The sequence below is a fragment of the Mycobacterium sp. BK086 genome (assembly GCA_004362315.1).
Lineage (GTDB): Bacteria > Actinomycetota > Actinomycetes > Mycobacteriales > Mycobacteriaceae > Mycobacterium.
In genome coordinates, this window is record SNWL01000008.1 from 530,756 (window position 1) to 543,112 (window position 12,357).

Genomic DNA, 12,357 nt, shown 5'->3' on the forward strand with positions numbered 1-12,357 from the left:
TCCGACGCGACTCATCTTACGGGGGCGTAGGAATGTCTACAGTTACCAGCTGGGCGAAATCCGTAGCGGTACACCTGGATTCGCGTGACCACGGCCGACGTAGGTTCTTGACCGAACTCGGCGAACATGCTGATGTCTTCGATGTCGGCTGTGGCAATGATTCGCCGTACCTCTTCAAATCGATTCGCCCTGATATTCGGTACGTCGGTCTCGACGTGGGTGACTACTACCAGGAACACGAGCCGGCCGAGTACGCCGATGATTACGTCGTCGTTCCGGTCAGCCAGTTTCTGAACGCCATCCAACAACGCGCGGAACAATTCGACGCCGTCGTCAGCGCCCACAACCTCGAGCACTGCGACGATCCCGACAACGTCGTCAAAGCGATGGCCCAAGCGCTGCGTCCGGGTGGGCGGCTCTACCTCGCGTTCCCCTCAGCCGCATCGCTGTCCATGCCGTCGCGGCAGGGCACGCTGAACTTCTTCGACGACACGACGCACGTACGCCCTCCCGACTTCCAGAATGTGTTGCGGCTGCTCCGCGCCGAGGGGGTCACCATCGATTTCGCCGCCGAACGCTACCGGCCACCATCGCGTGTGGTGATCGGCGCGTTGAACGAGCCGGTGAGTCGGATGCGCAAGCAGGTGATGCGCGGGACGTGGGCGCTGTACGGGTTTGAAACTGTGATCTGGGGACGAAAGCGATAGCGCCTCAGGCGCCCATGAGTGAGCGCCACTGGTCCAGGGTCGACACCTTGTAGACGTAGTTGGAGCGCTTGACCTCTGAGAGCGCGGCGCTGGGTTCGATGGAGTACCAGTGCCCGGGGAACACCGTTGGGTCGTTGGAGAGCGCGGCCAGCTGCTGCAGGCTGCGGAACATCTCGTCGACATCGCCGCCGGGGAAGTCGGTGCGACCACAGCCGTCGAGGAACAACGTGTCGCCCGCGACCAGGCGCCCGTCGAGCAGGAAGCACTGGCTGCCCGGCGTGTGGCCGGGGGTGTGGAGCAGCTCGATCTCGATGGCGCCGACGTCGACCTTGTCGCCGTGCTCGTGGGTGCTGAGGCTGCTCATCGGGATGCCGGTCACCCGAGACACGTAGAGCGCTTCGTGGGTGTTCACGTGCACGGGCACCTCGACCCGCTCAAGCAACTCGGCCAGACCAGCGAGCGTGTAGCCCATCATCGAGCCACCGACGTGGTCGGGGTGGTGGTGGGTCACCAGCACGCCGGACAGGTGCATGCCGTCGGCCTCGAGGGTGTCGACCAGGTCGCCCGCCGCGTAAGCCGGGTCGACGACGACCGCGTCACCGGTCTCCCGGTCGCCGATGAGGTAGGCGAAGTTGCGCATCTGCTGCGCCATCATGTCGCCGGCGGCGAAATCCCGGCCGGAAAGCAATTGGCGAAAATACAGACGGTCGGTCGATGCCATGGGACTAACAGTAAGGCGTGCTACCCGGCGGGCCAGGCTCGGCCTAGGCGGACGGGGGTCCCACTCTGATCAGCGAGAACGGGGCAGCGACATTGCGAGACTGATTGTCGTCGCACACTCCGGGCTCGAAATAGGAGCGATAGCCGGTATTGGTCGCCGCGTCCCATGAATAGCTATAGGTGACGCCGTATTTCGAGCTGTCCTTGCAGCTCCGCTGGGAATCGATGGGTTCCATCACCCACGAGCCGACCCCCCAGTAGGCGTTCTTGGTCCAGTGCGGCTTCTTTTGGGCAAGGTCTGACGCCGCGAATTCCTTGACCTGGATGCACTGGTCGGCGTCGTTCTCGCACGGGCTGACAACCCAGAAGGCGGACGCCTTTGTCTGGTTCTTGAACAGAAGGTCGTAGACGCCGACCGCATTCATCGTGATGTCATCGGTGGCCGCAGCCTGACCGGCCAGCCCGACGGCCGCGACGTTTGCCGCCAGTACCGAAGCTGTTACTAACCGTGCCAATTTCATGCTGCTCCCCACCCCTTCGACGTCGTGCAACGAAGTTTCGCACTTTACACAAACGCACTTGGGCCCAACAGTAGCCACGACTGGTGTCGGGCGTTCTCGTACACGGACTTACGCGCGATGAACTCGGCTGGTATTTCGGGTGATCAGCTGTGAGCGACGGTGTCGAGTTCACCCGTGACCGTCGCTCCGACGTGCGGTTTGGCTGAGCCGAGCAGCAGGCTGTACCCTCTTTAAGGCCCACGCCGCGCGTCAGTTTGCGTCGAGGGTCAGGCCCCCTTAGCTCAGTCGGTAGAGCGTTTCCATGGTAAGGAAAAGGTCAACGGTTCGATTCCGTTAGGGGGCTCGGTGGACACTCGGATATCTCGGCTGACCTCTGGGCGCGGAGTTCCGCAAGTGCCTATCGGGGCGGTGTAGCTCAGCTGGTTAGAGCGCACGACTCATAATCGTGAGGTCGGGAGATCGAGCCTCCCCACCGCTACTAGTAGTAGATGCAACGAGAACGTGAAAGAAGGCAACGGACGTGGCCTCCAGTACTGACGTACGGCCGAAGATCACTTTGGCCTGCGAGGTGTGCAAGCACCGCAACTACATCACCAAGAAGAACCGTCGCAACGACCCCGATCGGCTGGAACTGAAGAAGTTCTGCCCGAACTGCGGTCAGCACCAGCCGCACAAAGAGTCGCGCTGATTTATCGGCCGCATCCGGCGGCCGGTAGCACAGGAGACCCACGCGCCGCTTGCCCGGCGGCGTGAGTAAGACGGAAAGAGTGGCTTCAACGATGGCATTGCGTGAGTTCAGTTCGGTCAAGGTGGGCGAGGAACTGCCCGAACGGGTGATCACTCTGACCCGAGCCGATCTGGTCAACTACGCCGGCGTATCCGGCGACCTCAACCCCATCCACTGGGACGACGAGATCGCCAAGCAGGTCGGCCTGGACACCGCGATCGCTCACGGCATGCTGACGATGGGTCTCGGTGGCGGCTATGTGTCGTCCTGGGTCGGCGACCCCGGCGCGGTGACCGAATTCAACGTGCGCTTCACCGCGATCGTGCCGGTGCCCAATGACGGGGTCGGCGCCGAGATTCTGTTCACCGGCAAGGTGAAATCGGCCGATCCCGAGACCAAGTCCGTGACGATCGCTCTGATCGCCACCACCGGCGGGAAGAAGATCTTCGGCCGCGCCGTCGCGACAGCAAAGCTGGCGTAACCGATGGCTCTCAAGACTGATATCCGCGGGATGGTCTGGGAATACCCCGACACTTTTGTGGTGGGCCGTGAGCAGATCCGCCAGTACGCGAAGTCGGTGAAATCGACCGACCCGGCCTCGATGGACGAAAAGGCCGCCGCCGAACTCGGGCATTCCGGCCTGGTGGCGTCGCCGACGTTCATGTCGATCCTGGCGGTGATGATCCAGAACCACTTCTTCCAGCATGTCGACATCGGTTTGGAGACGTTGCAAATCGTCCAGGTGGACCAGAAATTCCGGTTCAACCGACCGATCGTCGAGGGTGACTCGGTGCGCGGCACCATGTACATCGAATCCGTCGAGGAGCGCTTCGGCGCCGACATCGTCACCACCCGCAACGTCCTGGTCGACCAGCACGGCGAGGTGATCATGGAATCCTTCACCACGCTGATGGGCCACGAGGGCGACAATTCGATTTCCGCCGGCTGGGATCCGGAGACCGGGCAGGTGCTCCGCAAGCCGGTCACTCACGACTAACGGCGGATTAACACCTGCCCGATGTGCCGTTGTACACTCGGACCTCGGGGTTTTCCCAGATAAGCGCGCTGTCCGTCGGTTCGGGTTGACCGAACGGGGAGCGCGCGAATCATGTGGGGCTCCCTTTGCAGAGGGGCGTAGCTCAACTGGCAGAGCAGCGGTCTCCAAAACCGCAGGTTGCAGGTTCAAGTCCTGTCGCCCCTGCAATAACTGAATAAGACTGGACCAGAACATGGTGGACACTGGAGAGTGCACACCGGGCTGGGGTACACCGGACTGGGGTACTTGGCCTAGACACTCGACACAAAGGAGCATGCGGTGAGCGACGAGCGCGAGAGTGCTGACGCCGCAGGCAATGGCGACGGCAACGAGGACACCGGCGGCCAGGCCGTCGCCGTGTCCCGCCCCGCGCGTCCCACTGGTAAGCGGTCCCGGGCAGCCGGTGCCACCGCGCTGGCCGAGCCGGAGGAAGCCGAATCGACCGCCGAGGAACTCGGTGTCGACAAGGACAAGCCCGCCAAGAAGGCCAAGGCCAAGAAAAAGGCGAAGTCCGGAGCGTCGCGCAACCCGATCCTGTTCGTCTGGAATTACCTCAAGCAGGTCGTAGCCGAACTGCGCAAGGTGATCTGGCCGAATCGCAAGCAGATGGTCAGCTACACCACCGTGGTCCTGCTGTTCCTGGCCTTCATGGTGGCCCTGATCGGTGGGGTCGACCTGGGCCTGGCCAAGCTTGTGCTGTGGGTGTTCGGCTAGCGAACGCTGACGTTTTAGAGAGGACTGACTAGTGACAACCCCCGAAGGCGATACGCCCACGGGTGAGGGCATCGATGTCATCGACGACGCCGCGACGGCGAGTGTCGACATCGACGAGACCACACCTGAGATCGAGGCGGCGCCTGACGCTGACGCGACGGAAGCCGCCGCAGAGGCCGTCGAGGAGGACCTCGATCCGGCCGACGCGCTCAAGGCTGAGCTGCGCAGCAAGCCGGGCGACTGGTACGTCATCCACTCGTACGCCGGTTACGAGAACAAGGTGAAGGCCAACCTCGAGACCCGCGTGCAGAACCTCGACGTCGGCGACTACATCTTCCAGGTCGAGGTGCCCACTGAAGAGGTCACCGAGATCAAGAACGGCCAGCGCAAGCAGGTCAATCGCAAGGTGCTGCCGGGCTACATCCTGGTTCGGATGGACCTGACCGACGACTCGTGGGCCGCTGTACGCAACACCCCCGGCGTGACCGGATTCGTCGGCGCGACCTCGCGACCGACGTCATTGTCGCTGAACGACGTCGTGAAGTTCCTGCTGCCGCAGGGCGCGGCCAAGAAGCCCGGCAAGGCGGCCTCGACCGCGGCTGCCGCGTCCTCGGAGGCCACGCTGGAACGCCCGGAGATCCTGGTGGACTTCGAGGTGGGCGAGTCGGTCACCGTCATGGACGGCCCGTTCGCGACGCTGCCGGCCTCGATCAGCGAGGTCAACGCCGAGCAGCAGAAGCTCAAGGTGCTGGTGTCCATCTTCGGCCGCGAGACACCCGTCGAACTGACCTTCACCCAGGTCGCCAAGATCTGATCGCTGTCCGCGATCACTAGAAAGGAAACAACCCCCAATGGCCCCGAAGAAAAAGGTCGTCGGGCTGATCAAGCTGCAGATCCAGGCCGGGCAGGCCAACCCCGCCCCGCCGGTCGGCCCTGCGCTCGGCCAGCACGGCGTCAACATCATGGAGTTCTGCAAGGCGTACAACGCCGCGACGGAGAACCAGCGCGGCAACGTCATCCCCGTGGAGATCAGCGTCTACGAGGATCGCAGCTTCACCTTCGCGCTGAAGACCCCGCCGGCTGCACGGCTGCTGCTCAAGGCTGCCGGTATCCAGAAGGGTTCGGCCGAACCGCACAAGACCAAGGTCGCCAAGGTGACGTGGGATCAGGTGCGCGAGATCGCCGAGACCAAGAAGGAAGATCTCAACGCCAACGACATCGATCAGGCTGCCAAGATCATCGCCGGCACCGCCCGGTCGATGGGCATCACAGTCGAATAAGACGGAACGCGTGGGAGGGCTGGCATCGGCCCGAGAACCACGACCTCATCAACTAGGAGAACGAAATGAGCAAGACGAGCAAGGCCTACCGCGAAGCCGCGGAGAAGGTCGACAAGACCAAGCTGTACTCGCCGCTGGAAGCTGCGAAGCTGGCCAAGGAGACGTCGTCGAAGAAGCAGGACGCGACCGTCGAGGTGGCGATCCGGCTCGGCGTCGACCCGCGCAAGGCCGACCAGATGGTCCGCGGCACGGTCAACCTGCCCAACGGCACGGGTAAGACCGCACGTGTCGCCGTCTTCGCGGTCGGCGAGAAGGCCGAGCAGGCCAAGGAAGCCGGTGCGGACATCGTTGGCAGCGACGACCTGATCGAGCAGATCCAGGGCGGCATGCTCGACTTCGACGCCGCGATCGCCACGCCCGACCAGATGGCCAAGGTGGGTCGCATCGCCCGCGTGCTGGGCCCGCGCGGTCTGATGCCGAACCCCAAGACCGGCACCGTCACTCCGGATGTGGCCAAGGCCGTCAGCGACATCAAGGGCGGCAAGATCAACTTCCGCGTCGACAAGCAGGCCAACCTGCACTTCGTGATCGGCAAGGCATCCTTCGACGAGAAGAAGCTGGCCGAGAACTACGGTGCCGCGCTGGACGAGGTGCTCCGTGCCAAGCCGTCGTCCTCGAAGGGCCGCTACCTCAAGAAGATCACCGTGTCGACGACCACGGGCCCGGGCATCCCGGTCGACCCGGCCGTCATCCGGAACTTCACCGAAGAGGCTTAAGTCTCGACGCGAGTGGCCACCTACTGAGGTAGGTGGCCACTTGTCGTTTCAGGACGCGGTCGGGTCCAGGGGCACCTGAACCGTGGTGAGCACCGCGCGGTGATCCGAGCCCGGAACCTCGATGGTCCGCACCGATGAGGCGGCGGCATTCCGGGTCAGCACGTGGTCGATGGTGATGACCGGCGGGAACTTCCGGTTGGCGGGAAACGTCGGCGCGAACCCGGACCCGCTCTGTTCGACGGCATCGCGGTAACCGTTGGTCAGAAGATCCCGGAACTGGCGCATATCCGGGGTGCTGTTGTAATCGCCGCCGATGATCACCGCTCCGGGCCCAGCTGTGCGAGCGAAATTGTCCAATTGCACCTTCGCGCCGGCCATTCCGCCCCGCCACTCGGCGACCGTGTTCGTGTCGCCCGCGATGGGTGAGTAGACGTGGACGCTGGCCAGCAGCGGCTCGAATCGCAGACCGGGGATCTCCAGCTGCGCGGCCGGCATGCTCACGCCGCGGTGCCGTGGTGCCGACAGCACCGAGAGCGGATAGCGGCTCCATATGCCGATCCCGCCGGCGCCGGGGGCAGGCAGCAGATGCGAGTAGGGGAATGCGGCGTCGATGCCGGCTTTCTGGAGACGGTTGACTGCCCCGGGTGTCAGCTCGGCGACGGTCACGACGTCGGCCTCACCTGTAGCCAGCTTGACGATGAAGGTGGGGTCCGCCTGCCCATGTCGCAGATTCGACGAGAGCACCCGGATGTCTTGGTAGGCGCCAACATCCGCTGGTCTTCCGAGGTAATACCACGAGATCTGGACGGCGAGACTGGCCGCCACGACCGCCACGGCAAGCATCGACAGCAGGTACCGGCGGCACGATGCTGCCACGATGACGCCGGCGAACGCGGCCAGCCAGACGTACGGTGACCCAACCGCGAGCACCAGGCTGGGAATGGTCGATATCGGCTGGGTGCGTGCGATCAGCGCCAGGGCGGTGAGGAGCAGTGTCGCGACGGCGAAGGTCGTCCACAGTGCGACGCGGATCGTGCGTGACAAGCGGCGATGACCCTTCAGGAGTGCCGGTCCGTTGCCGGCACGCGCTGATCGGCCGGGTGTATCAGTATGCGCCGCTGTGGCCCAACACTGCTCGTAGGGTCTTCACCGCAATGAGCAGGTCGGAGATCATCGACCAGTTCTCGACGTAGAAGAGGTCGAGCCGAACCGAGTCTTCCCACGACAGATCCGAGCGACCGCTGACCTGCCACAATCCCGTGATACCGGGCCGCACGAGGAGCCGCCGCTTCGCATAGTCGTCGTAGGACTTGACCTCACCGGCCAGCGGGGGCCGCGGACCCACGACGCTCATGTCGCGCTTGAAGACGTTGATGAACTGAGGTAGCTCGTCAAGGCTGTATTTGCGCAGGAACCGACCGACCGGGGTGATCCGCGGGTCGCTGCGCATCTTGAACAGCACCCCGCCTTCACTCTCGTTCAGTTCGGCGAGTTCGGCGCGCATCTTGTCGGCGCCGTCGACCATCGTGCGGAACTTGATCATCTCGAACGGCTCGCCATCGAGCCCGATCCGCTCCTGACGGTAGAAGATCGGGCCCTTGCTGGTCAGCTTGATCGCGAGCGCGAGGGCCACCAGGACGGGCAGTCCGAACAAGAGAACGGTGCTGGAGAAGACGATGTCGAAGAGGCGCTTCTGGAATCGCTTGGCGCCGTGGTACTGCGGCTTCTCGACGTGGATCAGCGGGAGGCCGGCGACTGGGCGCATCTGCAGTCGCGGACCGGCGACATCGACGACTCCGGGCGCGACGAGCAAGTCGATGTTCAGTTTCTCGAGCTCCCAGGACAGATTCCGGATGCCGCGGCCGTCGAGCCGTTCGGTAGCGGTGATGGCTACCGCATGGCTGTTGGTGGCGGTGACCGCACCGACCACGTTGGTCTCGTCCCCGAAGGTCGGGATCGTTCCGACACCGGGAACGGTGAGTTCGGTCCGGTTGAGCGGGCCGGAAATGCAGGCGCCGACGACCTCGTATTCAGACCATTCCTCGCGGGCCAACGACCTCGACAGGTCCCGTACTGCCGGGGCGCTGCCGACGACGACCACACGGGTGATGCAACGGCCGTACTTCTGTCGTGCCCGCACGACGATGCGGCGAGCGACCCATCGACCCAGGCCGAGGAAGACGATGCCGGCTGGGAGTGCGATCACCAGGTAGCCGCGAGCGATCTCGAGTTTGAACAACATCGAGATGATCGCGATGCCCCCGAATACCGCTGCGGTCCCCACCCAGACGCGTCGATACTCCTCGGCGCCGGATCCGATGATCCGCGGCGAGCGCGAGTGGTTGATCGACAACGCCAGCATCCAGAGCACGGCGATGGCGACCGAAACCAGCAAGTAGTTCGAATAGCGGTAGCCCAGATCGTTCTCCGGCAACGCGCCGAAGCGCAGCCATTGGGCAAGACCGACCGAAAGGATGACGCCGATCAGGTCGACCGCGCCCAGCCTGCGTGAATAACTCTGTTGCCATGCCGGAAGTTGCTCCGGAATCGGCACGACCTGGGCCGGTGAATCCAGCCTGTCGTTGATTGCCGTCATTTTCCCCCCAAGGAACGTCACGCTATCCCCGCAGTGACGTCGTTGACCCTTCCGAATACTCTCACGGAGAGGGTGTTTTCGCATAGCGAACGGGAGGACTCGGTGACCTTCGTCCTCCGCGGCCGGCGCTCCTCGAAGCCGTCCATCCAGTTGGTCAGGCCTGCCGACAGATTTGCAGGATGGGCCGTAGGGCGTCGGTGATGTTGGCGCCGACCTCGGCAAAGAACTCGGGTTCGCGGCCGATCGGATCGGGGATGTCGTGCACATCGCGTGCGGGTAGCTGTCCACGCAGCGCAGCAAGGTCCTGAAGACGTTCGGCGTCGTAATCCTGCGCGAGCTTGGCCGCCTCGACGAGTGTGAACGTCTTGTGGAGCTGCCGAGGTGCCAGTTCCAGGACAGCGTCGCGGTGCGCCTTGGACATCGTGAGGACGAGATCGGCGTTCAGTGCGATCTTCGCGGTCAGCTGGCGCGCGGCAAACTGCGACGCGTCACCACCAAGCTGCTCGAGGACGGTTGCCGCATCGGGGTGCACCGGGTGACCGATGACGGCGCGGGTTCCGGCGCTGGAGGTCGTGAGGTCGGAAATGCCTAGTTCAGCACCGTAGGTGAGGGCAAGTCGCTCTGCGGTCGGCGACCGGCAGATATTGCCTGTGCATACAAACAAGATGTGCAGGGCAGGGCCTTCGGGTCGGTGTTGATTCGGCGTGGTCGATGGTGTCGCACGATCGTAGAACCCGGGTCACCGCCTGGTGTAGCGGGCAGTGAAGGTAGGGCTCCACGGGGCACCCGACAGTTCGGCGCCCGCAGGGAGGAGCTTCCGGAATTGGCGACGCGACAGGAGTCGAGTGAAGTCCGCTTCATGCTTTCTGCTCCAGGCCGGAAACCAGTGCAGAAAGATCGCCGAGGTGTGTGACTCGATCGGAAACCACTTGTTCGGGGTCGTGATGACCCACGTGCGGGCCACCCGCGTCATCTCCTCGACCATCTTGCGCTGTTCGGCCTCTTGGCCGACATGCTCGATGATCGCATTGGCGAGCGCGAAGTCGACGTAGTCGTCCTCGAACGGCATATCCCTGGCGTCGGCAATCATGAAGGGGTAGGCCGTGATTGCGGGCTCGATATTGATGCTCATCTTCACTTCGTAGTTCGCCGCGAGCCGCTTCTCGACGATTCCCGCGTTGACCATTCCGCTGTTCCCGATGTGCTCGTCGCCCATCGTTCCGACGAGCAGCACATCCTTGACGTTCTGCTCCTGCAGGAAGGTGAGAATCTGATCTGCTTTGCGATGCCGGTTGCGCACGCTGTAGGACAGCACTGCTTTTCGCACCAGCTTCTTGAGCTGGGTGCCCGCCGCTGCGACCACTCGTTTACCGAAGCCCACGCGCTCTCTGGTGGCGAGCACACGAAGTTCGTGCTCGTAGTCGTGGCAGACCTGCTCCCACGAGTAGTGTTCGTTCGCTCGTTGGACATTCGCCCGACATGCCTCGTCCAAGTTGTCGGGGTTCGCCATCATCGCGAGGATCGTTTCCGCGATCTCGTCAGGATTGGGGGCCACGAACTTTCCTGCCGCGCCCAGCACTTCGCGGCTGTAGATGGTGTCGCGGGCGAGAATCGGCGCACCGGCCGCCATCGCTTGCACGAGTGTGGGATTCGTGCCCCCGACAGTGTGGCCGTGGAAATACACGCCCGCGTGCTGCCACAGTGCCAACAGGCGGGAGTATTCACTGATGTGGCCCGTCCACGTCACCGACGGGTGGTTCGCTGCGAGTTCCCTTGCTGCGGTGTCCCATTCGTCGTTGTAGCCCGAGCTGCCGACAATCACCACCGGGTGTTGCGCGGCGACCTTGGGCACTGCCGCGAAGAATTCGGGGATGCTGTTCTCTGGCACGAGGCGGCAGACGCTGAGCACATAACCGCGATGCTCCAGGCCATCAGGCACCGGCAGTGGTGGCGGCACCTCGGATCCGTACGGAATGAAGGCGCCGTCGAGGCCCCACTTCTCGTGCCAGTACTTCTCGATCGCGCGCGCGTCGAAGAGCAGACGGTCAGCGGTGCGCGCCGTGAACTCGGCACCTGTGCGGAAGACGAATCTGGCCAGTGGATTCCATTTGGCGCGTTCCCATTCGATGCCGTCGACATTGACGAGCGACGGGATGCCGCGAGCCTTGAGCAACGGTAGGAAATAGCCGTTGCCGACGTTGAACACCAGCGCTGCGTCGTGGCCGCGAATCGCGGCGTCGACGCTCGAGGTGAGCCCGTACGACAGCGTGCTCAGGCTCTTCGTCTCGAGGCCACGTGTCAACGGTGTGGCAACTCTGGGGTCGGTGTCCGGATCGTCGAGCCGCGTAGCGCCGTGACGGCAGTACACCGTGACGTCCCAGCCCTTGTCAGCCAGGTATGGCGCGACCTTGCGAACTGCCGTCTCGAAGCCACCGTAATAGCTCGGATAACCCCGCGTTCCGATGATCGCTACTGATGGCACCACTTCTCCAATCTGTTGGACCCCCAGGGTGGTGTCCAGCGATTACACCACAGCGCTGTGTGGCTGACTTCCTGACCAGCGGGCACGGCTGTCAGTCCGCGGCCGACGCTGGCGGCGCCTTCACAAGCGTGTTCGCGAAGACATAGGACTCAGGAGTGCCGATATCGACGATTCCGGATTCCACGACCTGAAAGCGAGGTCGCAAGGTCGGGAGTTGTGGCGCAAGGAAGTCGGTCTCGAAAGAGAACGACATGCGATCCGGGAACGAGGCGAGCAGGGCGCGACGGCATCCATATGTGCCGGCATTGACCAAACCCGGTCCGGTACCGCCCTTCTCCCGAAATCCGATCGCGACATCGCCGTCGGTGACGACGCTCCCGTACCGGCCGACGTCGTCGATGTTCGCCAGGCTCATGCTCAGGGAGCCGGATCCGAGCAGGCCTAGCAGCTTGACGAAATCGACGTCGGCAAAGGTGTCGCCGTTGGCGAAGACGAACTCGTCGGCGAGATGGTCGGCGGCAGCCTTGAGCGCCCCGCCCGTGCCGAGTGGAGTGTCCTCGAAGCTATAGGTGACCGGCACATCGCGGTAAACGCTGCCGAAATGCTCGGTGATGACGTGGGAAGCGTAGCCAACGAGCAAGTGAATACTGTTGACTCCCTGCGCAATTGCGCGATCGAGAAGATGTTCGAGAAACGGCTTGCCGCCGATCGGCGCCATCGGCTTTGGCAGCCCTTCGGGAATCGCTCCGCGCAACCGGGTGCCAAGACCGCCCGCAAGCACTACCAACTGCATCGGCG

At 63.6% G+C, this 12,357-nt stretch carries 15 protein-coding genes and 3 tRNA genes; 11 read left to right on the plus strand and 7 right to left on the minus strand.

Going from position 1 to position 12,357, the window contains the following annotated elements:
• The first annotated feature begins 32 nt into the window (after positions 1-32).
• Entirely contained in the window at positions 33-707 is a 675-nt protein-coding gene (locus EV580_RS28985) for a class I SAM-dependent methyltransferase (protein WP_133695861.1), read from the plus strand.
• Between the two features lie 4 nt (positions 708-711).
• Here EV580_RS28985 and EV580_RS28990 read toward each other — a convergent pair whose 3' ends face one another.
• Both EV580_RS28990 and EV580_RS28995 read right to left on the minus strand, forming a co-directional pair.
• On the minus strand, positions 712-1,428 hold the full coding sequence (locus EV580_RS28990) for an MBL fold metallo-hydrolase (RefSeq protein ID WP_133695863.1): 717 nt from the start codon (positions 1,426-1,428) through the stop codon (positions 712-714).
• 43 nt (positions 1,429-1,471) lie between these two features.
• A complete protein-coding gene (locus EV580_RS28995; protein WP_133695864.1) occupies positions 1,472-1,948 on the minus strand; it encodes a hypothetical protein in 477 nt (158 codons plus the stop codon).
• A 270-nt stretch (positions 1,949-2,218) separates the two neighbouring features.
• Here EV580_RS28995 and EV580_RS29000 point away from each other — a divergent pair.
• The 10 genes from EV580_RS29000 to rplA all read left to right on the plus strand — a co-directional run bounded on the left by EV580_RS29000 (position 2,219) and on the right by rplA (position 6,481).
• Positions 2,219-2,291, plus strand: a tRNA-Thr gene (locus tag EV580_RS29000).
• Between the two features lie 61 nt (positions 2,292-2,352).
• A tRNA-Met gene (locus EV580_RS29005) sits at positions 2,353-2,426 on the plus strand.
• A 42-nt stretch (positions 2,427-2,468) separates the two neighbouring features.
• Positions 2,469-2,636, plus strand: coding sequence for a 50S ribosomal protein L33 (gene rpmG / locus EV580_RS29010; protein WP_005143733.1), 168 nt, complete (start codon positions 2,469-2,471; stop codon positions 2,634-2,636).
• A 91-nt stretch (positions 2,637-2,727) separates the two neighbouring features.
• Complete coding sequence (gene hadB, locus EV580_RS29015; protein WP_133695866.1) at positions 2,728-3,156, plus strand: (3R)-hydroxyacyl-ACP dehydratase subunit HadB; 429 nt, start codon at positions 2,728-2,730, stop codon at positions 3,154-3,156.
• A 3-nt stretch (positions 3,157-3,159) separates the two neighbouring features.
• Positions 3,160-3,672 (plus strand): (3R)-hydroxyacyl-ACP dehydratase subunit HadC, encoded by a 513-nt coding sequence (hadC, locus tag EV580_RS29020; protein ID WP_133695868.1) that lies wholly within the window; start codon positions 3,160-3,162, stop codon positions 3,670-3,672.
• Between the two features lie 131 nt (positions 3,673-3,803).
• Positions 3,804-3,876 (plus strand) — tRNA-Trp (locus EV580_RS29025).
• A gap of 114 nt (positions 3,877-3,990) precedes the next feature.
• Positions 3,991-4,425, plus strand: a complete 435-nt coding sequence (gene secE / locus EV580_RS29030) for a preprotein translocase subunit SecE (protein WP_133695870.1) — start codon at positions 3,991-3,993, stop codon at positions 4,423-4,425.
• A 31-nt stretch (positions 4,426-4,456) separates the two neighbouring features.
• Positions 4,457-5,239, plus strand: coding sequence for a transcription termination/antitermination protein NusG (gene nusG / locus EV580_RS29035; RefSeq protein ID WP_133695872.1), 783 nt, complete (start codon positions 4,457-4,459; stop codon positions 5,237-5,239).
• 37 nt (positions 5,240-5,276) lie between these two features.
• Positions 5,277-5,705, plus strand: a complete 429-nt coding sequence (rplK, locus tag EV580_RS29040) for a 50S ribosomal protein L11 (RefSeq protein ID WP_133695873.1) — start codon at positions 5,277-5,279, stop codon at positions 5,703-5,705.
• A gap of 65 nt (positions 5,706-5,770) precedes the next feature.
• Positions 5,771-6,481, plus strand: a complete 711-nt coding sequence (gene rplA, locus EV580_RS29045) for a 50S ribosomal protein L1 (protein WP_133695875.1) — start codon at positions 5,771-5,773, stop codon at positions 6,479-6,481.
• Positions 6,482-6,529: 48 nt separating this feature from the next.
• Here the strand turns inward: rplA and EV580_RS29050 are convergent, their stop codons facing one another.
• From EV580_RS29050 to EV580_RS29070, 5 genes are all read right to left on the minus strand, one after another.
• Complete coding sequence (locus tag EV580_RS29050) at positions 6,530-7,525, minus strand: endonuclease/exonuclease/phosphatase family protein (protein WP_286171904.1); 996 nt, start codon at positions 7,523-7,525, stop codon at positions 6,530-6,532.
• A 61-nt stretch (positions 7,526-7,586) separates the two neighbouring features.
• The gene (locus EV580_RS29055; RefSeq protein WP_133695877.1) at positions 7,587-9,077 is read right to left on the minus strand and encodes a sugar transferase; all 1,491 of its coding nucleotides are present in this window, start codon (positions 9,075-9,077) and stop codon (positions 7,587-7,589) included.
• A 154-nt stretch (positions 9,078-9,231) separates the two neighbouring features.
• Positions 9,232-9,750: an arsenate reductase/protein-tyrosine-phosphatase family protein gene (locus tag EV580_RS29060; protein WP_133695879.1), complete on the minus strand. Its 519-nt coding sequence runs from the start codon at positions 9,748-9,750 to the stop codon at positions 9,232-9,234.
• Between the two features lie 66 nt (positions 9,751-9,816).
• A complete protein-coding gene (locus EV580_RS34525) occupies positions 9,817-11,559 on the minus strand; it encodes a DUF1972 domain-containing protein (protein ID WP_133695880.1) in 1,743 nt (580 codons plus the stop codon).
• A gap of 91 nt (positions 11,560-11,650) precedes the next feature.
• A complete protein-coding gene (locus EV580_RS29070) occupies positions 11,651-12,352 on the minus strand; it encodes a sugar phosphate nucleotidyltransferase (RefSeq protein WP_133695882.1) in 702 nt (233 codons plus the stop codon).
• Positions 12,353-12,357 lie beyond the last annotated feature (5 nt).

Excerpts from the sequence above, each read along its gene's own strand:
- rplK (WP_133695873.1), top strand. The coding sequence starts at position 5,277 with ATGGCCCCGAAGAAAAAGGTCGTCGGGCTGATCAAGCTGCAGATCCAG.
- EV580_RS28990 (WP_133695863.1), bottom strand. The coding sequence starts at position 1,428 with ATGGCATCGACCGACCGTCTGTATTTTCGCCAATTGCTTTCCGGCCGG.
- EV580_RS28995 (WP_133695864.1), bottom strand. The coding sequence starts at position 1,948 with ATGAAATTGGCACGGTTAGTAACAGCTTCGGTACTGGCGGCAAACGTC.
- EV580_RS29055 (WP_133695877.1), bottom strand. The coding sequence starts at position 9,077 with ATGACGGCAATCAACGACAGGCTGGATTCACCGGCCCAGGTCGTGCCG.
- EV580_RS29070 (WP_133695882.1), bottom strand. The coding sequence starts at position 12,352 with ATGCAGTTGGTAGTGCTTGCGGGCGGTCTTGGCACCCGGTTGCGCGGA.
- EV580_RS28985 (WP_133695861.1), top strand. The coding sequence starts at position 33 with ATGTCTACAGTTACCAGCTGGGCGAAATCCGTAGCGGTACACCTGGAT.
- hadC (WP_133695868.1), top strand. The coding sequence starts at position 3,160 with ATGGCTCTCAAGACTGATATCCGCGGGATGGTCTGGGAATACCCCGAC.
- rplA (WP_133695875.1), top strand. The coding sequence starts at position 5,771 with ATGAGCAAGACGAGCAAGGCCTACCGCGAAGCCGCGGAGAAGGTCGAC.
- hadB (WP_133695866.1), top strand. The coding sequence starts at position 2,728 with ATGGCATTGCGTGAGTTCAGTTCGGTCAAGGTGGGCGAGGAACTGCCC.